This is a genomic window from Pseudoalteromonas luteoviolacea NCIMB 1944 (genome assembly GCF_001625565.1).
Classification (GTDB): domain Bacteria; phylum Pseudomonadota; class Gammaproteobacteria; order Enterobacterales; family Alteromonadaceae; genus Pseudoalteromonas; species Pseudoalteromonas luteoviolacea_F.
On record NZ_AUXS01000016.1, the window covers coordinates 191,954 to 216,582 of the forward strand.

Annotated in this window: 12 protein-coding genes; 3 read left to right on the forward strand and 9 right to left on the reverse strand. The window is 41.6% G+C overall.

All coding sequences use genetic code 11. The features are described from left to right. Positions 1–14: 14 nt before the first annotated feature. Together N483_RS05765 and N483_RS05770 are read left to right on the forward strand one after the other, a co-directional pair. Complete coding sequence (locus tag N483_RS05765; RefSeq protein WP_023402005.1) at positions 15–1,121, forward strand: FAD-dependent monooxygenase; 1,107 nt, start codon at positions 15–17, stop codon at positions 1,119–1,121. A 264-nt stretch (positions 1,122–1,385) separates the two neighbouring features. Beyond that, positions 1,386–3,146, forward strand: a complete 1,761-nt coding sequence (locus N483_RS05770) for a hypothetical protein (protein ID WP_023402004.1) — start codon at positions 1,386–1,388, stop codon at positions 3,144–3,146. A gap of 278 nt (positions 3,147–3,424) precedes the next feature. On the opposite strand, the gene N483_RS05775 is transcribed toward N483_RS05770, so the two are convergent. From N483_RS05775 to N483_RS05785, 3 genes are read right to left on the reverse strand one after another with little or no spacing between them, the layout of a single operon-like run. Further along, positions 3,425–3,901 carry a hypothetical protein gene (locus N483_RS05775; protein ID WP_023402003.1) on the reverse strand — a complete coding sequence of 159 codons (477 nt, stop codon included), beginning with the start codon at positions 3,899–3,901 and terminating at the stop codon, positions 3,425–3,427. Between the two features lie 2 nt (positions 3,902–3,903). After that, the gene (locus tag N483_RS05780; protein WP_023402002.1) at positions 3,904–14,943 is read right to left on the reverse strand and encodes a SpvB/TcaC N-terminal domain-containing protein; all 11,040 of its coding nucleotides are present in this window, start codon (positions 14,941–14,943) and stop codon (positions 3,904–3,906) included. Then, the gene (locus N483_RS05785; protein WP_155250828.1) at positions 14,940–16,373 is read right to left on the reverse strand and encodes a hypothetical protein; all 1,434 of its coding nucleotides are present in this window, start codon (positions 16,371–16,373) and stop codon (positions 14,940–14,942) included. Before N483_RS05785 ends, N483_RS05780 begins: the two co-directional genes overlap by 4 nt. Before the next feature lie 815 nt (positions 16,374–17,188). Here N483_RS05785 and N483_RS05790 point away from each other — a divergent pair. Beyond that, positions 17,189–17,872 (forward strand): hypothetical protein, encoded by a 684-nt coding sequence (locus N483_RS05790; protein WP_023402000.1) that lies wholly within the window; start codon positions 17,189–17,191, stop codon positions 17,870–17,872. 436 nt (positions 17,873–18,308) lie between these two features. On the opposite strand, the gene N483_RS05795 is transcribed toward N483_RS05790, so the two are convergent. From N483_RS05795 to N483_RS05820, 6 genes are all read right to left on the reverse strand, one after another. After that, positions 18,309–19,667 carry a DUF3526 domain-containing protein gene (locus N483_RS05795; protein WP_023401999.1) on the reverse strand — a complete coding sequence of 453 codons (1,359 nt, stop codon included), beginning with the start codon at positions 19,665–19,667 and terminating at the stop codon, positions 18,309–18,311. Then, entirely contained in the window at positions 19,654–21,096 is a 1,443-nt protein-coding gene (locus tag N483_RS05800) for an ABC transporter permease (RefSeq protein ID WP_023401998.1), read from the reverse strand. Before N483_RS05800 ends, N483_RS05795 begins: the two co-directional genes overlap by 14 nt. A 71-nt stretch (positions 21,097–21,167) precedes the next feature. After that, a complete protein-coding gene (locus tag N483_RS05805; RefSeq protein ID WP_023401997.1) occupies positions 21,168–21,890 on the reverse strand; it encodes an ABC transporter ATP-binding protein in 723 nt (240 codons plus the stop codon). Positions 21,891–22,050: 160 nt separating this feature from the next. Next, entirely contained in the window at positions 22,051–22,503 is a 453-nt protein-coding gene (locus tag N483_RS05810) for a hypothetical protein (RefSeq protein WP_023401996.1), read from the reverse strand. A 14-nt stretch (positions 22,504–22,517) separates the two neighbouring features. Further along, positions 22,518–23,786, reverse strand: coding sequence for an MFS transporter (locus tag N483_RS05815; protein ID WP_023401995.1), 1,269 nt, complete (start codon positions 23,784–23,786; stop codon positions 22,518–22,520). Between the two features lie 4 nt (positions 23,787–23,790). Further along, positions 23,791–24,612, reverse strand: coding sequence for a nicotianamine synthase family protein (locus N483_RS05820; protein ID WP_023401994.1), 822 nt, complete (start codon positions 24,610–24,612; stop codon positions 23,791–23,793). Positions 24,613–24,629 lie beyond the last annotated feature (17 nt).

Here is a 24,629-nt window from a genome sequence, read left to right on the forward strand (position 1 = left end):
TGGAGATAAAGTAAATGCACGGAAAAAAAATTGCGATTGTTGGTGCGGGCGTTGCGGGCTTGGCCATGTCGATTTTGGCGACGCAACACGGGTATAGTGTCGAGATTTTCGAAAAGAGAGGTCAAATCTCTGAACTTGGTGCTGGTGTCACGTTATGGCCCAATGCCATGTTTGTATTAAATAAAATGGGCTTAACTCAGCAAATTCGGCAACGAGGTAACCTGCCTAGATTTGTCCAACAGCTAAATCAGCAAGGCCATACCCTAGCACAACTAGATATTGCTCAACTCAATCAAAGTTGTGGGTATGACAGTGTTTCTATTTTACGCAAAGACCTGATGAAAATCTTGTATCAGTGTGTACAAAAACTAGATATCCCTTGTCACTTTAATACCCAAATAGATGACGCAGATATATCGCTACTCGCTAATAAGTTTGATCTCATTATTGGTGCCGATGGGAGGATGAATTCAAGTATCCGTGCGGCCTTGTTTGGCGATAAGTTCTCCCCTTCTTTTCGAGGCTTTATTAATGTGATTGGCATAAGCCCACGCCCGCAATGTCTGCATGCTAGCACCATTAAAGAATATCGAACATCAGGCTTGCGTTTTGGTATTGTTCCAGTGAACGATGACTTGTGCTATTGGGCTGCAGCTTGGGGGTGTACACTTGATAACACTCGCTCCACTGAAGCTTACCTTGCTGATGCCCAGCGTCACTTCAAACTTTGGCCATCGGCCATAACAACCGTTTTGCGCACGTATAATAAGGGCTCAGTAAAAAGAATATTTGTTCATGACCTCGATCCGCTTCCATACTGGCATCGGGATAAATTAGTACTCATCGGTGACGCCGCGCACGCATCGCTTCCTACTTCTGGGCAAGGGGCCTGTCAAGCGCTAGAAGACGCCTGGCACCTTACTCAGCAACTCAAATCTCACACCGAGATTCAACACGCACTGAGTACTTTTTATGACGCTAGAATCGAAAAGACCACAACAGCACAGCATATTGGTAGGCAGCTGGCCGAGCAATTTTTTTCAAACCAGCCACAGCAGCCCGTTAAGATGGATGCAACACAATTAAGTACACTTTGGATGCGAGGATTAGAAAATACCTAAGCGGTGTCATGCTTAAACCAAGCGCTATATAGGGTATAGCGCTTGTATAAGGGCAGTCTGGTAATAAATGAGCACTAAGTAACATCTGTCAGGACGAAACTAACTGGACTTCATAAAAACCAGAGATTCAACAATGTGATTAAATTCTCAATTAAATTTGTGCCTGTGCCGTGTTTGTTCAACTAACTTAGTAAATTACCAAGAGTTTACTCAAAGCAGCCTTGATAGATTGGCATTTTAATCGCAACGAAAAGATGAAATGTCATGCCATCACTATCTCACAAACTGAAAGAGTTATTAAAAAGTAACGAAATAACCGCGTATATCATTGTTGCCAATGGAGGTGGCACGGGAAATGAAGCCTCTGCTGCCAGACTTGGGCGTTATCTAAACCAAGAATTAAGCATGCAGGTTAAATTTCTTACATTTGATCCTTCACAGGATAAATTTGGGCGCAGGACAGATTTATCCAAAGAATGTAATGAAGACAGTATTGCCAAGCTTAAAAAACTGAATGTACCTAGTGAACAAATAGTCAATACTGAAGAAAAATTAGTGACTAAACAACGCTTTTTTGTATTTTGTGCCGCCGATATAAAGCGTGACAATTGCAGGGAAATGGGGTTGGCAATAAAATCCATTAATGCTCAAAACAACAAGCAATTAAATGCCGATCTGTTTCTTGGTTCAGTAAACCTGAACCCGTTCGCATGGCATAGTGATCAGCGAGGTATCTTCGACAGCTTGGGTAAAGAAATTGAACGTTTAAAACCATTGCCCCTGTTAGCAGACTACTTAGCACCTAGTTCAACACTAAACCCTCTACAAAGTCAGAGAGAAGGCCTAAGCTCCGGTAACAAGCATAAGCTAGTTGACTTATTACAACCATCTCTGCTTAATTGCCAACTCATGACAACTTATGGTCTACATGCGTTATTTGAAAGCGACCCTTGTGATTATAGGTGGGTCGCAAGAGCATTTACCGGGCTGGTAAAAGGTCTTCACCAATATGTATCAAATCAAAAGAAATCAGTGGTGCTATTGGCCTTACACCCCAGAAATACCAGCGATTTTACTATTCTACGCCAACACTGTGAGGAAAATATCATTTGGTACAATGGTACTGAGAACAGTGCAAGAAGCGTTGAAGGGTGCAGTAAGATTCACTTATTAAGCTCTACTGCCACTCACCTCAATGAAGTTGTCAATGACATAGCAAAATTGAGGGTTAAGCAAGTTATCGTTATCCAGAAACACGAAAGTGACATTGTTCCACCTGACAGTTTTAAAGAGCTGTTACGAGCAGCTACCGTGCCAACATTGACTGAAGGAGCTAATACAGTTGGGCAGCTTATTCAAATGCAAAAACCCTTTTGGACATTAGCTGAGGCAGAGAAACAGCTACCCCTTGTTAGTGAAGAGCTGCAATCGTTAGAGCATTGGCAATCTTTGCTAACGGCTGTTTTCAACCTGCCAGCACTTAGTCGAGATAAACTTTATTTAGTCGAAAAGTTGAAAAAGGCGACAAAAGAAATTGAGCAGGCAGCAATAAATGCACGTAAAATCTCAAAGGAATTTCGTCATGAAATGATGGTAGCGGATATACAAGAAGAAAACCTAAACAAGATTGCTAACCATACTGAAAATTCCATTGATAATAAAGCTGTAGACGAATATCTCAGCTATATTGGTGACTTACACTTCATTTTTGATAAAGAATGTAAAAACCAAGTTTTGCTGGCTTTGACAGCTTGGTATGCGAAGAAGCATGGCATAACCCCCTCAATACACCGTGATACTGGGAAAACTGGTGACCCGGCGCTTGATGCAATCGTCGATATATTAAGTGATGCACATATTACTGATTTAGGCACAATTAAAGCCGTTCAGAATGCTTATCAGGAAAACAAACCGTATACATCTAAAAAAGTGATGTATAACCAACTAAGTAGCCTTACTTTTGGTCATATCTCGACGCGATTACTGAACGAGCTAGTCGACTATCTATATGAGAATTTCCACTAATTTTTGTTGCCATACTTGTTATTGCACTACTAAAAACAAGATTACTTTTCTGAATGTTTGGTAATGAAATCAGTCGATTTAGAGTTTATAACTCAATTGGCACATCTGGCTATAAAACAACCATTTATGAATTTAAGCTAGGCAATTGTGAACAATAATTTGTAGTGTTTATCTAGTAAGTAAAAAAGCCCCAGCAAGTGCTGGGGCTTATAGATGATTGTAGGATTATCCAATCTAAAAACAGTTTAGGAGCAGGAGCGTGCCTGTCCTAAAATATTTTACTTACAACTAATATACTCCCTTGCAATATCTATCTTATGGGCTTCATCGGTATACTTCTCTAAAATATCCAAAACGCCAGCTCTATTATGCAAAGCTGCATTAGCTATAGCATTCTCAACAGTTTTTGACATGTCCTGATATGTCGGATAAATACCTGCACCATTTTCCAATAAAAATTCTACATTGGCATGCCTTAATGTAGGGTTTTTATTCAACATTGCTTCATTGAGCAAGATAATGCCAAATTTGCTCAAATAAGCTTTCCTTTCATTCTTTGGCATAGTTTTTAAACTCAACATGGGTCTTTCATACTTTGAAAACATCTCATAAAAAAATGGCTCTATACTATCCTCTGGCATATAACTCATATCCAAAGTCGATAGTTTTAGGTATATAGCATCACAGTCTTTTGATGAATTACACCCTGATAAAAATAGCAAACTAACAACTATTAAATAAAATTTAAAATTCATAGTTAGAATACCCACTCCTGCTCTCTTGCCGTATATATAACTCTTACGGGTTTGCCAACCCTAAATTCAAATTCATGTTGAACGGGGACTTTGACTGGTGCAAAGAAGCCTACAACTGCGTCAAGTGCATTTGACAAAAAGGTAGTTGGTTGTGCTAACGTCTGAACACCAAACTCCAATGCTGCCATACCCGCCCTATCAACAACAAACCCTGGAGTATTTATAGTCGTTGAAGAGTAGTACCTATTTAACCCTCTTATATCTGAGCTAACTTGCATTTTGAGCCTGCTACCGCTTAACTTCGCATAATGTGGGTATAAGATTTTTAAAGTCTCAATATCTCCTGCTTCCCACAAGTCGGTTATTTCATGCTGTTTCTTAAACGCGTCTTCTCTAACTTCTTCGATTAGTTTTTCTCGTTGGTCTTTATTGAGACTACTAAACTCTGCTGATGCCTCAGCATTCACTAGATGCATCATAGCAGCAGTTTTAGCACCATTGGCAAACTTACCTCCAGTCATGACACTCGCAGTACCACCTATAATCGCAGCCACTGTTGTCCTACCAGCTATTGCATCCAAGTCCCGGTTATCCATGTTAAAGCCAGCATTGCCCATAGCCATCTTGGTAAATCCTGCCGAGACAAAGCCATGACCAAACTTACCGCCAGAGGCAACGGATGAAATACCGCCAACTAACGCATGGGAGCCCGCCCATTGTAGCTGCTGACCAATGTCTAAGTCAGCAAAAGTTAAGTTCGAGTCAGGTTTAATCCCAAACTCAGCTTTAAAGTGCTCGCCAACTTGCTGAAAAGCAGCTGCGGTTAATCCAGATATTGCGCCAGCTTTGAAAGCCTGTGAGGAAGACCCCCCCATTGCTCGGGTAAACTCATAGCTCCAAACAGCGGCCCCTATAGGTCCCCCAATGTAGGTCGCTACCGCAGAACCAACTATATTAACAAGCTCAGCTCCAAATATCTTAGTCGCACCTTTAATCAAAGCACGTGTTATATGCTTAAACGGGTTTAATGATATATAACCGCTAGGATCAATGCGACTTAACGGATTATTGAGCACATAGCTGTAAGCATTGAAACTTTGAATATTATTTGGTGCTTGCACTACAGAATCAGCCTGCATAAATCGCCCTGTACTTGAGTCGTATATCCGTCCATTCATATGAATGATACGGTTATCATCAGACAGAGATACTGATTCATGACCGGTATACCCGCGCAGGTTTCTTGGCAGTGATGTAAATAAACCACTGGGGTCTTGATTTAAATAGGTTTTTTGCCAGTTGTCTATTTCCTCTTTTTTGACGACCGACTTTTTACCCCATACATCATATTCAAAGCGTTCGATCAGATTTAAATTATTGTCTGTGACAACAATAATGGAACCCTGATGATCCGTGAACAACCAGTTAGTATAGCTGGTATCTGTGCCATAGTATTTTTGTAGCGCATCATTGCCGATATAACGTTTGATATGAGCTTGCTCATTGTCAGTATCGGTCACTGTAAGCTCTAATGCTCCCACATAATAAATGGTTTGTGTGCCGTCTGTGCGTTTATATCTGTAGTTATTAACATCATACGCAAAGTGTACAGTTTCACCATTACCAGTAAGCGTAACCGCTTTGTTACGCCCTGAATATACGGCACTTCGATATGCTGACGATGCACCATTTTTATACATCGCAATTTCGTTGCCATTGGCATCGTACTCAAATCGCTCAGCTGATGGCGTCGGCAAAGTGGAAGTAACGCACTCATTTGCAACATTGTTGTAAGTACTCGCAGAGCGAGAGCTCAGGGCATGTCTTGGAGTCCCCTCTTCACCGTATTCGTTAGTCCACTGATGATTAACGACCAGTAAATCCTCGGTTAAGCCATCGCATTGGTGCTGCTTTACAAAGTAGTAGTCACTTTTCGTTTTTAACGCGCCATCTGCTTCATAATCAAATAACCTAACGTTGTTTACATGGGTTATTCGATTGAGGCTATCATATGCATAATTACGTGTTTGCATTAGATTTTGTGAGCGGCTCAATAGGTTGCCCAGCGCATCAAATGAATACACATCATTTTGAATATGTGCATTTCCTTCAGTCTTTATAGACGACACCATACCATTGTGATCATAACCGACCACCATTTGCTGAGTGCCTTTGTAGTACTTAGTCACTTGGCCCATTTCATTGACCGCATCGACTAAGAAATAAGACTGCTTGTTGGCAATATTACGCGCTTCTAATACTTGGTAAACGTGGCCAGCACGGTAGCGCTGCATTGTGCCTCGGGCTTCAATGTAGTCACCGTTCTCTTTACGTCTATAGTCGTCAAACTGGTATGCTACACGACCGTATTCGTCAAAGCTGGTTTGCCTGATAACACACTGACTTGTCAGCGGATCGTGCATTGACGCTGGGCTATCCGACGTTAATCTCAAATCACCCACTTTAGGGTCAAAAATGACATTATCTTCACACACAAGATCAGACTCGACCGAGGTCAATGTAGCCACATTACGGCCCAAGATATCGTAGTAATAAAACTCCTTCCAGCCAGCTCCTTGTTGTACAGAAATCAAGCGATGCAGATCATCTGATGACGTTCCGTAGTGCCAAACGCTCTTTCCTTCAATTTTAAGGTGATCGCCTGCCCCACCTTCAGTCCATGACTCGACTTTTCGACCAAAGCTGTCGTATCTCAGCTGAGTTGTAACACCTCGTGCATCGGTTTGCGAAATCAAGTCACCAAAGCCATTGTATTTATAGCTCCAATCTCCTCGATTTACGTCCTCGACAAGCTCCTTTCTACCCAGCGCATCATAATGCGTTTTAATCAAAGGCGTACCAGTATCAGATTCAGCTGAAGAATATACCTCAGTTTGCAAGCCAGTCGCGTTATATACATAGGTAAGTGTATTTCCTATATTGTCTTCAACGGATACTGTTTCACCCAACCCATTTGTGTAGGTAATGGTGGTTTGACTCGCATCTAACCCTGACTTGCCCTCTCCAGATACGGTTGCAGTGTGCTTCAAGCTCTCATATTCATGGGTCGTCGATAAACCAGAAGTTGTATCTTCGGTACTCAATACTCGATCAAACACATCATAGTTGGTCTTTATGCGGCCCAATTTACCGGGCTCATTAACTTCAACAACTCGACCATATTTATCGTAAAAAGTCAGTGCCTCTATCCAAGCATTTTCCTTATCAAGCTCACTCACTGTGCGAGTACGGGTTTTGTATAACCTACCCAATCTGTCAAAAAATTCGTATTTGATTTTTTCGCCATTGACAACTGACACTGACTGATAAGCACAATATGTCTGTGAAGAATCAGTACACGCCTGAGTATACGAATACTTATGCGCACCTGTTGCCGAATAGCTTCCTATTTCTTGGCCAAATGGGTCGTAAATTAAACCAGATAAGGCACCGTCAATACTGCGCAATGTTAAAGGTTGACCGAATCGGTTACGAGATTCCACTTTCGAACCTTCAATGACTTTATTGCCGCCATCTGCCAGTTGTTTTGTATAGTCGACATATCGGCCATTATCATAGACGGTTTCTGTGCTGCGAATTAGCTCATTACCGCTTTCACAATCTGTGGTCTTAGCGTCCGTTTGTGTGATATTCCCCCATACGTCGTATTGATATGATTTAGTTAGCTTTAGATCGCAACCAAGGTCTGCACCAACAATCTCATCTTGTAACATGTAGGCAAAATCACTACCTGCAGGGTAATAGGTAAACTCACTTTTCGATGTTGAATACTCTGTATTGCTTAGCGTATGTGTCACACTTGCTGATGCAAGGCGCCCTAAACGTTTTGCAATCGGGTCGCTCGGGTATTCGTTCACCGTTTTTACCACTTTAAGGGGCGAAGCATTACTCGTACCGTCAATAAACGATGTAGCATCAGTAAGCGTATAGTTGGATACTGACAGGGTATCCACATTGCCATATTTATCCTGATCTATGATTGTTTGAGTACAGTTGTATTTACTTGCCTCTAGAGCGGAATTAAACAGCCCTTGGCATTCTCTTACTTCTTTTTGGTATACCTGCTCGACGCCAACGTCAATGGAATCAATGTCATTGGAATCAATGTCATACTCATTAATCGCAACACTTACTAGCGTATTGTCCATCCACTGATGAGTTGAGTGTGGCATGCCTGTAAGTGGGAATGCTTGATGGTAACGGGTCGTTGTTTTAAAGGTTTTGCCACCCTTCTCATGGGCTGTTGAAACCGCTTGAAAACCCAGCATGCCTCGTCCACCAAACTGCGCTTTAGCGCCTTGGTACTGGTACTCTATGCTGGTTGTTGCGTTGAGTTCACTTGCCAATGCCGGGCTATCAGATGTTACCTTACTAACAAGTGGCATTGCCCCCATCAACTCAGACACCTTTAAGTTTTGATTAGCAAATAAATTAGTATCTTGGTCTGTCGGCGACTGTGCCTCAAGATAAATTTGCGAGAACAAACCGCTTGCACTGGTATCATTTAATAAACGATATTCAATTTGAGTTTTATTTTGCCCTTTTTCATTGCCACCTTGATATATGGTCGAAAGCGCGCCTTCATGGGCTTTGTTAACGGAATTGAAGTACACCCTTACGGCACCTTTAGACCTGTAAACCAAATTCAATTTAGCGTCACCTTCAACATCAGCTAAAAAGGCGCTCTCTCCTCGGTCTATACTAAAAGTGCTGACAGTCAGTGCATTTGAGCCTTGATCACTAAAATGAAGTCCATCAGGTTGCCACTCATATTTACGCCATATACGCGACTTTTCATTCCAGAAATATAGCTCTGCCCGCCCATCGCGATCGACATCAGAGATCATAGGTGGAATTTTGTCCGATACTGAATCACTGTCGCTTTGCTCAGTTGAAAACTTAGCAACTTCATCAAAGTAGGATTTACGTCCACTGCGATTGAGCAACACATGCCAACTGATTTCATCTAGGCTTGCATGTTTACGCATGTAAATAATGTCAATTAACCCGTCACTGTTAATATCAGCAGGAGTTAAAAATTGAATGTACTGCGCGTTGAGTGTCTGACCTTGATTTGAAATACCACTGCTATCGAACCGTGCTAATGTTCTCTCGCCATTTGCAGCACTCGCAACGCCTTGGTTGTAATGTACCATGATCCTGTTTGCGTGGGCTTCTTCACAATCACCAAAGGTTGGGCACATTAACGCGACAATATCAGCCAAGCCATCAAAGTTCATGTCTAGCAACTGCCAGTCAGTACCTTTTTGCGTGAAACGTCCCCATTTACTCTCTGACTCAGTATCTAGTTCAAAGCCCTTTGTGAAGCTTTGTAAGTTGTGATCCCAGAAGCTGGCGTGAAGGTTTTTACCTTCTTCATGAGTTTTATATACTAAGTCGGCATAACCATCGCCATCTAAGTCCGCCATTTTAATTTCGAACATTGGCGCAGCAGGGTCATGCAGCGGTAGATCTGTCGCTTCACTAAAACGGCCATTTACAAATTCAAACTGCCTCCAGTAGTGCGCTTTTGGCGATAGAGACTTTTTAGAAATATAGTTAACCCAAATAGCCTGTTTACCATCGCCATCAACATCCACTGCTAATATTGAAACATGGTCATCTTCACCCAGACGGTAGTCTGTTTCATACGCGGTCATGTCTAAGTTGCCATCAGGACCAAGGTAGTCTTCTGGGTTTAGTTCGATGCCCCGTTTGATATCTATACAATCGACCTCTTGCGTATCACTCGTAGACGCACACAGTCGATACTCCCTTGAGCTCTTATTATGTAACTTTTCAAGTGTGATTATTTCAGTAGAGCCATCCCCTTGAAGATCAGCAAGTGTCATTGCCGCCAAGCCGTGACCCGTGCTCGACACATCGCCATAATATTCTTGGAAAGGTAACTGAGTTTCAATCGGATTATAATCAAACCTGATTGGCTGTTTACAAACTTCATTGCCGCTTTGTGCCTCAATACAATGCGCAACTTCTCTAAGCTGTCTAATGCTATTTGCCGCTTCGTCAAATACAAAGTCGTAACGGCCCAGTGGGACATTATTGTGATTAGTTATTGAGATACCATTAATTTGTGCATCGTCAAATACTTCTGAGTATTCAGTCACTGATACCGAACGGGATTTCAGTGCTTTAGACAGCGCAAACTTTACAGTATTACCGCTATAGTTGATCTCCTCTAAAGCAGGCTGAGACTGCCTTGCGTCACTAAATACGTGCTTATAGGTATAGGTGATCGCATTGTCTTCGCGTCCAATATTGTCGGTCACCTTGCGCAATAACCAAGTCGTGATTTGAGCGGTGTCGCTCATATCCGTGATCTCAACACGGCTATTCACTGTGTCACCAAACACTTTTACCGAGCCATCTTTCCCTAGCACCTCAAAGTAGTCACCATCTTGGCCTTGCCTGCGCAGCACTCTGATATGGCTATCGATTTCAGTTTTATATACAGCAATATATTGGCCGTCGTAACCCTGATCTTGCTCGTCAATCTCAATCAAACGTTGGCCATTTAAGCAATAGCGGTCATTTTCATCGAAATTAATATGTCTAAATTGACCGTCTTGAGCAACCGTTTGTCGACATCGTTCAATGCTCCCTGCTGCGTTGACACTCCAACCAAGCGCCAAGGCACTTTCAGGGCTTTGTGAGTGATAAGATAAGCTTACACTTGGTGTAACACCTGCAATTCCGCTCGGAAGTGAAATTGGAATATTATAACTTGCGGCGCCCCCTTCAGTGACTCTAAAGCTACCAAGCGTTGCTCCTTGCGCTGCATTATCTTCCAATAAAAACGAGCTCAGCGAAGGCTTGCTGGCTGCACGTACACCTAAATTCACACCGATAGGTCCATCAGCTGACGTGTCTTCTAAATCTAAGTTAACCTCTTGCGAGAAATTAGCCGAACACGCTCTAACTTGCGCGACTTTACCTTCAATTGCTGGAATCGTTAAGCAAGCTTTAGCTCTAAACCAGTGTATACCTTCACCAAATTGGTTGCGATATGTGGTCAAGTAACGCTCAGCATTTTGGTTCGCGTCAATGACAGCTAGCTCATGATATGGAGATGTACCTGTGCGGTATTCTAGATAATAGCTATCTACTCTGACATCAGAAGAGGCTGAAAGTATCGTATCGCCTTTATCACTCACTAATGTTAAATCAGGAGCCATCAGCATATCTGAGCTATCCGATGCCAAAGTGCCCGCGTTGATCTCTACCCAGTCGCTGATCCCATCGTTATCACTGTCCACGTCATAGCTACAATTATTTCCTACCAAACAGAAGTCGTAGTAGTAGTACAGTATGTTATACGCGGCATCTGTATATTGACTGCGACTGCTATTTAATAGCGCAATAGCAACATCGGCATGGGTTGTGCCAGCCTCAAGTTCACTTACCCACTGTGCTTGAGTTTTGCCAGCAAGGGATGATGAACCATCTAGGTATTTAAATAATTGTTCGACAAATTCAGCATATTTATCAGGTTCAGTTAATAGATTTTCATTAGCATTAATTAATGCATTGACCACTTCGTTAAAAGGATGGCCATGCGCTAGCAAATACGTCAAAAAGCTAATTTCTGCCTTTGAAGGATTTTTTTGCAATAGGACAAAGATTGCCTTGGCAACGTCGGCGACCCCTGCATTATCTTGACTTGGTTGCCATTTTGTCGGCTCCCAACTAGCAAGTTCATCTTGGTAGTTGCCAGCGAGAAGCGTATCAATTTCGTGCCATTTAAATGCATTTGCGCCCATCATACGGTCGCTAATGTCATGCACTTCACCATCGCCTGTTTCAATTCGGACCAAGGATGGGACTAAGTCGAGGTCTTGAGAAGTGCTTGAACCACATAGTTCAGCACTCACTTGCTGCCCCTGACCATCAACACACTTTGGAGCAAAAACTTGAGGTTGTTTCGTGATACCGCCACTGTGTGGGAAGCTGTAGTGCCATTGCACATCGCCATTGTCTGGGTTGACTGAATAAAGCGCACCACCTAGCGTTCCAAGGTATAAGTTGTTTTGTTGATCTAACTGCGCTTGGGCTTCTGCCACACCAGCAGTTTTAAAAAACCACTTAAGTACCATGTTATTTTGGCTAAAGACATGCTCTACTTTATAAAAGTTTTCGTTTTGTGCACCAAAATAAACTGCATCTCGTCCGTCCTGACTCTCAACCAGAGGCTTAGACTTCACAGCAAAATCTCTTGCAAACGGTGTGGTCGCAATCAATCCATTATTGTGCTTGGACATATCGACAAAGAATGATTTAAGGCCTGTTTCACCACCGATATAAAGATAACCATTATTACTATAGGTATAAGGTCTATCTAGATTTACGGCAGTTGAGCTACCAGAGTCATCCACCGTGATACTGCTATAAACAGGTTGTCCATCACGTTTCACCCCATTATTGACAGTGACAATCACACCGCCTTGGTTCAGCGCATCATAGAACTTACTATCAACTTGCGCTGTGAGTTTTCCATTCGCTAATGTTAAGGCACTTGCGTTTAAAAATAGCGTTTCGCCTGTTTTTCTAACTCTGATTTCTGCGGCCGATTGAGAGCCATGTAATCCAAACCCACTGATTGTCATGGTGCTTTTCGCCGCCTGAGTCGGTTTCGAAAAAGACACATCAGTGATGCTAGGTGGTATATGCTCAATAGTTAATTGATGCCCACCTGTACAGCGAACATTTCCATTGTCACACGACACTATTTCATAAGTGCGAAGCCCTATATCGAGGTTCCTGATACCAAAAGAAAGTGAGCGAATGCCACTAATATGAGTAGTCACCATACTGCTTGACTTATCGCTCGCAAGACCAGGCCAAGATAGCACTTTATAAGAAGTTGTATTGCCATCATTTTGGTTGACCCAATTGAGTGTAAAGTCACCGCCGACCTGTGCTTCAGTGTTGGTAAAGGACGTTGGCATAGGTTGAATAGTGTGTTTTATGCCAGCTTTAGTTGCTACCCCCCATTGACCATAGTTTGAACTGCGTCGACCTCTGACTTTAACTTCCAAAGTTTGATTCTGATGATGCGCCTGAGTCCGTATATCAAAATAGTACTGAAGTTTATCCCGTACACTGACCCATCTAGGTACAGTCTGAATATACTCGTTGCCAATTTTAACTAAGACTTCTAATGCGTGGGCATGATTAAAGTCTGTAATTGTCGCAGAATAGAGTCCCTCTTCAGGGTTTGAAATCACAACATTCGGTGTGCTTGGTATGGCATGATAGAGAACTTCAAATCCCCAACTCGTTACAGAAGCTTCGTTCCCTGCTTTATCTTTGGCAACGACTGTAAGCGGGATTGTATCAGCAAAATCCGCTCGCTCTGGCGTCCAAGCAATATTGAAATTGATGGCTCTTTGTTTAGTCCCTTGTGCTGAGGAAATCACACTACCATTGTAAAAGTGTTGCGGCAACGTAGGAGATATCGTGTATGAAGCAGGATTTACTACCTTATTGCCAATTCTCAGCTCAAGACTATCTACTCTGTAAGATGCCTTACCTGAAGCAGGCGTTGTAACCTGCACAGGAATTCTGAACGTCCCCCCATCGGTGATCCTTTGAGTCCCTGAACTTTCGATCTTTACACCAAGGACACTTTGAAACAGAACGTTTCTTATCGAGGCATTCGATTGACCTTGTTTGTTTTTAACATATAAGGAATATAAAGCTCGCCCAGACTCCGATTGGGTGTCTTCAAAGCCACAATAAAAGTTCGTTTGGCGAGGTGAATTAACTTCACAAGTGTGAACTTTATTTAGCTCTCCACACCCGTTTCGCGGATCAATTTGACCTCCAACAGTATCGGCAAATTTACAGAAGTACAATTCTTCTACACCGACAAAGTCAATGACATGTGCTCTTATTGATACAGGGCTATTTGTCGTCGCTAAAGTTGGCGACGCAGTAAAACTCTTAATTAAAGGCTCTTTAACAACATAAATTGTTCTCGAAGCAACATCACTTGCTCCTGCACCATCAGTTGCTGTTAACTGCACAGAAGTGGTTTTTTGTATATCCAGTTTGATGCTACATTTCACTTCTTTTTTACCAGAACAACTCGAACTAAACTCCGTTAAGTTCTTACTGACATCACCCACTTTAAGCTTCAGTGAACTTAATTGGAGAGACGCAATATTATCTGCATCGGTCACATGCACTTTAAGGGTAACCGTGTCACCAGAAGGAATATGTGTCTTATCAGCACTGAGCTCTTTAATCACAGGTGGAGAGTTCAAGCTAGGATAGGTGACAACAATATCTGAACTGCGACCCGAATTAGAAAATTTATCCGAGGCGGTTGCGTGCCAGGTAACCTTGCACTCTGTGGCACACGCCTCAATTGCGGCATTAGTATCAGTGTAACTACATGACAACGAACCTGAACTCGAAGTTGTACAGCTCTTTACCAACGTGTTATTGCGATAGATATTGAAGTGTTCAATATCCTTGCCACTGTCGTCCACCTTGAAAGTAACAGTGACAGGGTCTCGCGTAGCCAAATCTCCTGCACGCGGGCTCACATCGGCTTGAGTAAAGTCTGGCGTTGTTTTGGCTACGACCTTAACCGTTCTGTCAATATCAAGAGCGCCACCAATCACATGAGTTGTGCCATCAACTGGATCATGGTCTTCAGACATCGCACCATAAGTTGCGGTAATACTGTACGTGCCCTTGTCTAACCCACGGACGCGCACACACTGAACATCGTCTCCATGCTTTGTCCATTCATCATATTGAGTATAATTGTTAATCTGATTAACTTTTACTCCAATAAATCCATCATAGTATTCTGTGTCGCGACCACTATAGTCCCAAGGACCAATAACTTCTTCAATTAAATAAGAGTCGCCTTCTTGTATAACTGTGGCATTGGCATTAGTGCCACACTCGGACGCCAAAGCTAAGTGGGTATAACTACTTGCGGCCAATAAAGCAGTCGCTTTTAAGGCCTTTTTAAATAAACTCATCATAAATCTGCGCTCCATGCTTCATCTAGTTTTTGCACCTGCGCTGCCTTTGACTCACTGGCAACTGATTGAGTACTAAAACGAAACATTTGCTGTGCACGCTCAACTATCGAATTGCCTTGCGATTCAACTGGCACGGGTAAACCCACCAACCTATCGCCATCAATAAGGGTGAATTGCAGCTTTCCTTCACTTGCTGTATTTGGCGCGCCAATTAACAATTGCGGCGTATTCAAAATTGGGTTTGCCGGATGAAAAGGTAAGGTAAATTGGCGAGAAGTTGTGCTTTTAGAAAGCTGAGATAACACTTCGATTTTGCCATCTCGATAAAAAACGTAAATACCGCGCATAACTTGGCTATCAATAGGTGTGATCCCATTTTTCTGTAACCAGCTTAAATTTGATTGGGGCAAAAAGTCGGGGTCGATTACGATTGGACTGGCATATACTTCCCCGTATTTGATAGAAGTACAGTTATGTGTTGGTAGCTGTTGTAATTTTACGCTGCAAATTTGGCTGCGCCCGCCAAAAATATTGACCGAATAGTACAACTCTCGATTATGCAGTGTTGGCGGGTTATTAATTATACCATTTAACGTGCGCTCCCAAATTAACTGCCACTGTTCACTACCAGCAGCCTCTTTTTTATATCGGTAGTGTAATAACTTTCCGTCATGCGTACCAAAATATATATCTTCGTTATCAGTCAAAACCGTTTTATGGTTTATATCATAAGGAAGTTCATATAAAGGTTGGGTATACGCTGTTTTATGTCCATCATGACGAATTAAACCATGCTCTAAAGCCACGTTTACTTTAAGCGTTTTTTTCTCTCCTGAAAAACCCGATGCCGTGATATAAAAAGTACTAGACCGTTGAGGTCTGATTGTAATTCGTCCACTTACAGGGTTCAAAGTCGAGAATGTATAACCTTCACTACTTCTAATTTCAACCGTCGCAGCCCCCATAACTGACCATCTCAATAATGTACTTTCACCTTTTTTTAAAGTGGATTTATCAGTATAAAAAGCGTTGATTTTTAATTCATCACTCACTTTATTATTGTTCAATTGCCATTCAGAGCAACCGTACTTATGGCAAGAGCGTATACGATACTCTCTACTAGAATCGACCTTAAAGCTCGCACTGGTCCCAACAACCTTATTAGAAACTAGACGCCACTCTCCGTTTATATAGGCTTCAACTTGATAGTAATCGGCGGTACTTTCGGAACTCCAAGCAACAAAGTCGTGAGTGCTTGTATTTTTAACGCTGAAATAAACAGGTTTTGAGGGGTAAACATCAATTGGTAATATCAATGTAATGCCATCTAAACCGATAGGTACATATGCTTGTTCAAACTCTTGAGAAAAGCTTTTGAATGGCATATGGAATAAGAAAAAAATCAAAGGAAAGTGTATCAACCTTTTCAAATTTAAAATCCCTATAAAATAAAACCCACTCGCTCATTAAATAAGCAGCAGGAAAGTTAAAATGGCGCAAATAATAACACCGTCCATTAGAAACAAAAGAAAAGCCACTTAAATAATGTAAAAATTCATTAAAAAACAAACCAAGTTACACAACATAAATAATGACTTAATAAAAAATTAAAATAAAAAACATTTTAAGAATAATAAAAGAAAAATCGATATTGATTATAAAACCGGCACGACAAAGGTCTTTTAATGTTGAAGGTTGAATTTGAATACATTTAAATTAATTACTAAACCTTGCATAAAAAGCACATAAAAACAGCAATTTCAACAGCTGTAAAAGTCATTTAGATGGCTACTCTTCGCCCTATACTGCTAGTTTATTAAATAGGAAAAAGGAATTAGAAAAATTCTTTTCAGTAAAAATTAAAAAACCAGAAATTATAAATTTAGGTCTTACTTTTAAAATATAGAAGACTTTCAGACAGTACGATTCTAACCCCAGAAATTAGTGACCAAAGCTTTTTTATAAAATACACGTACAAAGAAAAAAGGATGACACCACACAATACCACGGCCGACTATAGCTAGTAAAAAATATTAATAATGGTCATGCAAAGTTAGTAGTAATGGACTATATAACAACCCATAAACAAGCCTTAAAAATCAACAAAATAGAAAAAACAACGCTTTGCAAATTGACGTTTTTTTGTACCGCTCTAGTTAGAGATTACATCTTTAAATCAAACTTGAAAATGACTGGATTTATATTAAAGTACTGAGATTGAGATGGAATAATCAAGGAAAATACTATGGATATAAAATCTTCTCTGCAAAAGTCACAACATGACTTAATCAGCAATAACGCGGCTTTAACAAAAACAAAATCTACGACCATTGATACACAATCTCGCGCTGAAAAGCTCATTGCAGCCCCTGCATCGATTGAGAATACGGCTGTCGTAAGCGAAGAAGAAGTAAAGAGGTTTCAACAAGAAGCGTATGACTATAATGTGAAGAACTTCGAAATACAGGACAAAACACAAGCCGCTTTTGCAACAACACTAAAAGAGTTTGGAAAGTTTAAAGATGCGCAGTCGACTTTACATCCAAATATCGATTTAAGCACACTCGACCTTGCTCAACAAGAAGATGGCTCTCTCCAACTGGTAGGTGGAAATATAACTGAAGCGCTCCGAGCCGATCTGGAGGCACAAATAAATGAAAACGAGGAGCTGAAAAGCGCTTACAAGCAAGTACATGAAGGTATGGCAGATATTGTTCGCTATTTTGACGTAAATAGTAATGTTGAAGCTAAAGACTTTTACGGAAAATTTAGACTAAATGAGTTAAGTAACAGTTTTGAGAAACAATTTCATGATGACGGTTTTGGCCAAGATTATCATACGTTAGAAGAAAAAGTATTGAGCAGCTCTTTACTATTCTCTTACAAGATGGCTGATGCAATAAACCCGAGAGTAAATATATCAGCATAAAGCTCTGGCATAACCGACATGAGTATGATTTATAAAAAACAGTTCAACGCAACGTTTAACACCGAATTAATTTAAGTACACTTCATTATCACATACAAATAAAACTAGGTAATAAATATCACTGAGTTTTATAACATACAGAGCTCTTATTATATGGAGCACAGTTTTAAGTCTGCAAGTACTTATAAAAAAACTGCTATGATAATTGAGCTCGGTTGAATAGCATGGGCAAACAGGGATCGGTCGTAGTCGCAACAATGTCTCTTTAGGATAGAAATATGACAGAAGTTTGGATCGCAGCCCTTAATAGCTGATTTCCTTGAGTGTACATAGGCCGTGCGGACTCATTAGCACTTCACTTTAACATCGCGTTTAACTCAATTGATGCGAGATAGGTAAACAGAGGCCACTGTTGATAGGGCCTCTGCTTTATTGTTTAAATTGGGCGGAGTTGCTTTAATCTGCGTGTCGCAACAATCACCAAAACCAAAATAAACAGTGTGCTTGTCAACAGCTGCCAAACATCAATACCTTTAGCTAGCGTTTTTGCTTCAAATAGTGGGAAGTTTTCCACATCCGTTTTTGTCACTGGCTTATCAAAAAACATAAAGTCATAAAAGAAATGACGGATCTGTTGATGATACTCGGCTACTTGTAAACGGTAGTCTGCCTGATCTGCGCTGCTAGTATTTGCCAACTGATTCAATTTGAGCTGGAAAAACAAGGACGGAGATAGCACACTCAAACGCTGTAAACTTTGCTGTCGCATCAGATTGGTCTCACGGTACTGCTGCCACAGTTGTTCAACCTCAACATCACTCAAATGCTGTTGGGCGTAATACCATTTCCAGTCAAACGCTTCACCTAATGGGGTCGTGTCTTGCCAGTTGGATTCATGCTGCAAAAATGTATTAAGGGTTTGCTGCTTGTCTTTATCCCACCCATCATTAAGCGTTACACGCTGCTTAAGACTTATTTCAAGTGGTGCGTTGGTTTGATATTGATTTGACAGATATAGGTGCACTGCACTGGGCAGTAACATGGCAAACACAACCCAACTACTTAAATAGGTTAAGCTATTAAACACACTGCTTTTGCCAAAGCTCATAATTAGCGCGGCAATGCTAAACCAAAAAACCATATATAAGCTGGTCGCAGCTAGTACAGTCCAAAATATGCCATCAAAAGGCAAAGACAGCAGTATTGCAGCGCTCACTAGCAGCAGTATAACTAACAGCCAAATCACAGCAAAACGCAGTGCAAGCTGCTTTGCCACTTGACTAAACGCGCTGGTTGGCAGGGCATTTAGCATTCGCCAGCGGCCCGCATGCTGTTCATCAGAAATCAGAGTAACCGTCAATATACCGATGACTAAAGGCAGCAAATATACCAATACAAAGCCCAGATCTAAGCCACCGGTACGCTGCTGTGCAGGGTTGACAATCTCGCGGTTAAAAATCTGGCTTTGCAATGCAGTGGCACGCACTTTAGTTGCAACCATGGAAGAATGACTTTCTCCAACAAACAAAGCCGCCCATGGACTCAACTTCCACTCAGTCGGTGCACTGGCATAATAGGCAAGCGAACCAGCGGCAGGGAGAGTCTCTCTTTTATTAACGTGTTCACGTTCTTTTTGAAAAACTATTTTAGATTTGTATTGATCGATACGTAACGTTTTATAGCCTTGAGCACCTTGATAAATCGCAAAAATACCTGCAACTATAAAGAGTAACAGAACGAGTTTATTTACAACCCCTGAGAACAGTCGCTTACATTCAAGTTTAAACAGTAGCATAAACTCTCCTTTGCATACCTTTTGAGTTCAAAGACCCAAACATCGCCAAGACCACCAGCAAAGGCAGTAACCAAACCAAAGAAAACGGACCTAACGACCAGCTCAATACTGGAGACCGATAAGAAAACGCTTCAAACTCTTGCCAGTAAGATTTATCAATACGTTGATCACTGTCGTTGTGATGATGGATCTCATTGGTGTGTAATTGGTTCAACTTTTGAATACGTGCGTAGCGATGCGCTTCTGCTTGTTGCTCAAAGTCCAAAAAGTGCCTAGTATCTGTGCGCGTCAGTGCCATTGAAAAATCGCGAACAAATAAATAGGGATTTAACCAGTAAAACTGGCTTACAAAGCGTTGCTGCGCCGCAAATTGCGCTAGTTGGTTTTCATAGTGCTTTTTATAGATTTCGGCATTGAGTTTTTCACCTTCTTGCATCACCAAGCCTCTATAATTGACTGGTAGCTCTTCCACTGTACTAACACCATACTTTTTGAGAGTGTCCTCTTTGAACTTGTTAAAATAAGGATCATTTGGATTGTGGCTGTCACCTACTTTGCGGTTATCTAACTTGATAGCCAACTCGAAGTCATTACGCTTTTGATGTGGGTACTGGTTGTGTGCAAATTCGGCCAGCATTCTAGGCATTAAAATGGTTAAAATAAACCATAAAGATGTGAGTAATACCAATGCTTGTTTTGGTGCTTTCACTAGGCTTGATACGAATAGGGTTAAGCCAATCCAAAATAAACAATACAATATATACACGGTAAATAGCAGCAACAGTCTCAGCGGGGCTTCAGAAGAGAAAGAGGCACCTGTGCTAAAGGCGAGTAATAATGCCAAAATAAACACTGGTAAGATAAATATCACTGACAACAATAAGTAGCTCAGACTTTTCCCAGTGATCAAATCTCTGAATGAAACGCCCATGGACATAAGCTGACGCAAAGTGCCACTTTTTTGTTCACCACTGATACTGGCAAAGCCTAACGCAATGATCAGCAGGGGCCAGATGGTTAAAAGGATATTAGCAGTACTTAACTCAGAGAACCTCAGTAACGTACCGCCGTCTTGATCATTAGCGAAGTTTGCACTGTTTTGTTTATGGGCTTCTAAAAAGATACTGTTGCCAACCCATGAGTTTACTCCTAAATCAAAAAAGCTTAGAGCACTTGGCGTTCTAAACGCAAAATGGCCAAAATGTGCAACTCGGTGTGGGTGTCTATCTGGCTGAGCTTCCCACTGCTGTTCTACCAAGGCCTGTGCCGTGGCCTGCGTTTGTGCATTGTGTTGATATTGCTGCCACCCAGTAAACAAGGCGATAGCAAGCAATAGTTGGATCATGATGAAGATCAACCACAAGCTAGGGCTTTTACGCTTACTGGCTAATTCGTGGCGAAATATCTTCATTACTCTGGTATTAATCATGTAATTATATTTCCTGTATAAACGCGGTGTTATTACGCAACGAGTTGTATTTTGCTGCGTTAATTGCTGCGTTAGCTTGCCTCGCGTATCGCACTTTTTCCTGAAATCAACTCATGGTAGGTATTTTCCAGAGTACTGAGCGGAAGTTGTTTATTATCGAGCAAAGTTAACAGTGTCCCTTTGTCCATGATGCCAATTTTATCCGCAAGGGTATGCGCACAATAAAAGTCATGGGTTACCATTAAAATGGCCGCACCTTTTTTCGCAAGCTGCTCGATAATACGAATAAACTCAAGGGTTGCACTCGGATCTAAACCTGAGGTTGGCTCATCGAGTAAGAGTACTTTGGCTTCACGAATAATCGCAAAAGCAATGCCCACTTTTTGTCTCATCCCTTTTGAATAATTTTTTAATGATTGAGAGCGTGCTCCTGGCTCTAAACCGGTCTCATCTAACGCGGCATTGATCTGTGCTTCAGACACAACTAGACCAGACAAACTGGCGAGGTATTTGAGGTTATCTATGGCATTAAATTCTTGATAAAGGTTTACTTGCTCTGGAAGGTAAACGAGTTTTTCCTTTGAGCCCGAACTGCTGTGTACATTCACACCGTCAATCAGCGCTTGGCCACTATCAGGCTGTAAAAAATTGAGAAAAATATTGAGGGTGGTACTTTTACCTGCGCCATTTGCGCCCAACAGACACATAATTTCGCCCTGCTCGACCTTAAAACTCAGGTCATTAATCACTTGTTTTTCTGAGAATGATTTATTTAAATTTTTGGCTTCTAACACAAAACACTCCTTATACTAAAAAATTCCGCTTCAGCAAAATGCATTGTCCCGGATACGGTGCACAATGCATTTAACTTGAGCGGAACTTGAAATATGCGATGAACGCAATATTGCTTAGTTATAACATAACACTTGTTGATTAAATAGAAACATTTATCATTTAACCTATCGGCACAAGAAAACTGGCTGTGCCTGTAAATGCGCCTCCCTCAACATGGATCTGCCCATTTTTATAGTACACAAGGTCTTTTGACAGTTGCTTCTTACAGTGTTTTGGAAAAAATCCTTCGAATCGAACTTCTTCTGTGATGTTAATAGGGCGCTTGAATTTAATATCTAAATCTCGCAGGTACACTTCCCCTACTTTTTCGGTAAGCTGATTATCCCAACAGCCATAAATAATGCCCAGCTGAGATATCCAAATCATTGCACTTTGTGCGCTAAAATGAAATTGACCATCTCCTGGCATTTGAAAATGCTCGACATTGATCCTGCCATCAATATAACCAGGCTCTAGAGATACTGAACTAAAAGACATACGCTCTTCACGCCAACCATTTTCTAAATAGTCCGACATATAAGCGCGCTGCTGCTGTGGTGTGAGTTGAATCATTTGATGTTCCTTACTTAATGGGTAGATGGGCTGGTTGTTTGACTTTCGTCTTCTTGGGTAGCGGAAGACATCAGCAGCGTGTTTAGTATCGCCGTAATAAGGCCAATGAAGATTAGGCAATACCATGCTAAGTGCTCATTAATGTTTGAAAGATCAAACGCAACGCCGACAACGCTACTGCCTGCGATCAAACCAACGCCAGCAAATAGATAAAAAAAGCCATAATGAGTTGCCACTGACTTGTCTTTAGCAAGTTCAGAGATTTGACTCATGATAAATGGGAAACTGACCATGGTACCCACGGTAAAAATAACTGCGAGTAAGCTAAGTGGTAGGTAATACAATACGCCTTGGCTATAAGGCCAGCTTGGAATAAGCGTTAAGAAAGACACCCCCATCAATGCAATACCAATACTTATCCATTGTTTTGGTGACAGCCAACGTTCACATAACTTAGTTACTGGAAACTGTAAAAATATTGAGATCAGGGCACATAGCGTTAGTACCCATGCCACATCTTGCGGCGCACCTTGCTGATTGACAATATGCATAGGTATTGCAAAGGAGATTTGGTTAATAAGCATAAAATAGCCAGCCATCACCGCCGAGAACTTCAAAAACTCTCGGTTACTCAGTACACCCGCTACCATCGCTTTTACTCCACCCTGTTTGGATGATGAAGACGCATTGGTCTGGTCGCTTTGCTGCTGTTTTTGATGTTGTGGGATCAATAATGTGAAAACAACCGCAAACATGGCAAATGGCAGTGCAGAGACGATGCACAAGATATCAAAACTGATATTGAGCAAAAGCAAACCGCAAACAGGGCCCAACAGTTCCCCGCCATTTCTCGCCACGCCAACCAAAGAAAACATTTGTGCGCGACTGAGCACTTGTTGCTTGGAAAAATACGCTTGTGCAGCTGGAGTAAATAGTGCCCCTGCAAACCCGGTTAAAAACGCAGCAAGAAATAAGATTGCCGTCACATCAGAGAACAGGAATAAACAAAAACCAAGCGCTCTTAGCAAACACCCAATTACAATGAGTTTTTTCTCGCCAAATAGGTCAGCTAAAAGACCACCAACAAGAAACAGTCCTTGCTGACAAAATGAGCGTACGCCAAGTACCACCCCAACCAAGGTTGCGCTCAGCAACAAATCTTGTTTCAAATACCCCGCTAAGAACGGGATCAGCATATAAAACCCAAGGTTAAATACAAAAGCAGCGATCAACATCCATCGATATTCTGCTGTCAGCTTAAAATATGAGGTAAAAATAGACATAATCTTAAACTGGCTTCTGCGCTATTAAAATTGAATGAAAATTATCAGCATAAGTTTGGATCTTAAGTTTCAGCTGAAACGGTGCTAGTCCCTGTTCGTCAATACTTGGATAAAGCAAGGTCCGCAGGTTGTATGCCGTTCGCACAACCAATTGTGCACCCGGCTTCATCTGTTCAAACAGGTGAGCGATAATTTTATTTTTTAGTGATTCATCACCAACAAGGGCCGCGAGCCAAATAACATCGTACTGCGCCAAGTTGCCTTGCTGACATATATCATTGTGAATAAACGTCATTTCATTGCCCGGTGAGAGTGACTGACACACTTGCTGGCCAAGCAACAGGTCTGGGCCATTGATATCTAGGTTATCAACCTTTAAACCCGAGTTGTGTAGCGCTAACGTCGTCAATGGCAATGCACCAGAGCCGACCATAAGCACGTTTTTCACAGGCGTATCCGCCAAAGAGTGAATGGCGTTTATTTCCAATCCAGTAGCACGTTGATAGTGTTTGTAATATGGATACTCGTTGCCCAACACCTCGTTTGGGTCATCACTTGCCACAATCCGCTCAGCCCAGTGTCGTTCGTATAAGCTTGAAGCGTGGCTAAACAGTTGCTGTATCCCAGGTTTAATTTTTTGGATCTGCGGCTGCGCAAGTACATTGTCGGCAAACTCACTACCATGCTCATTGGATAGCAAATCTAAAAATTGATGGAAGGTAGCCATGTTATCTGGCGTGATCTCAAGCGTGGACATTGACTTGATATGCTGGAACCCATCCACTATTTGAGTCGCGTGAATGGCAGCCTGATTTGAAATATTCATAAGTTAGTATTTACTGT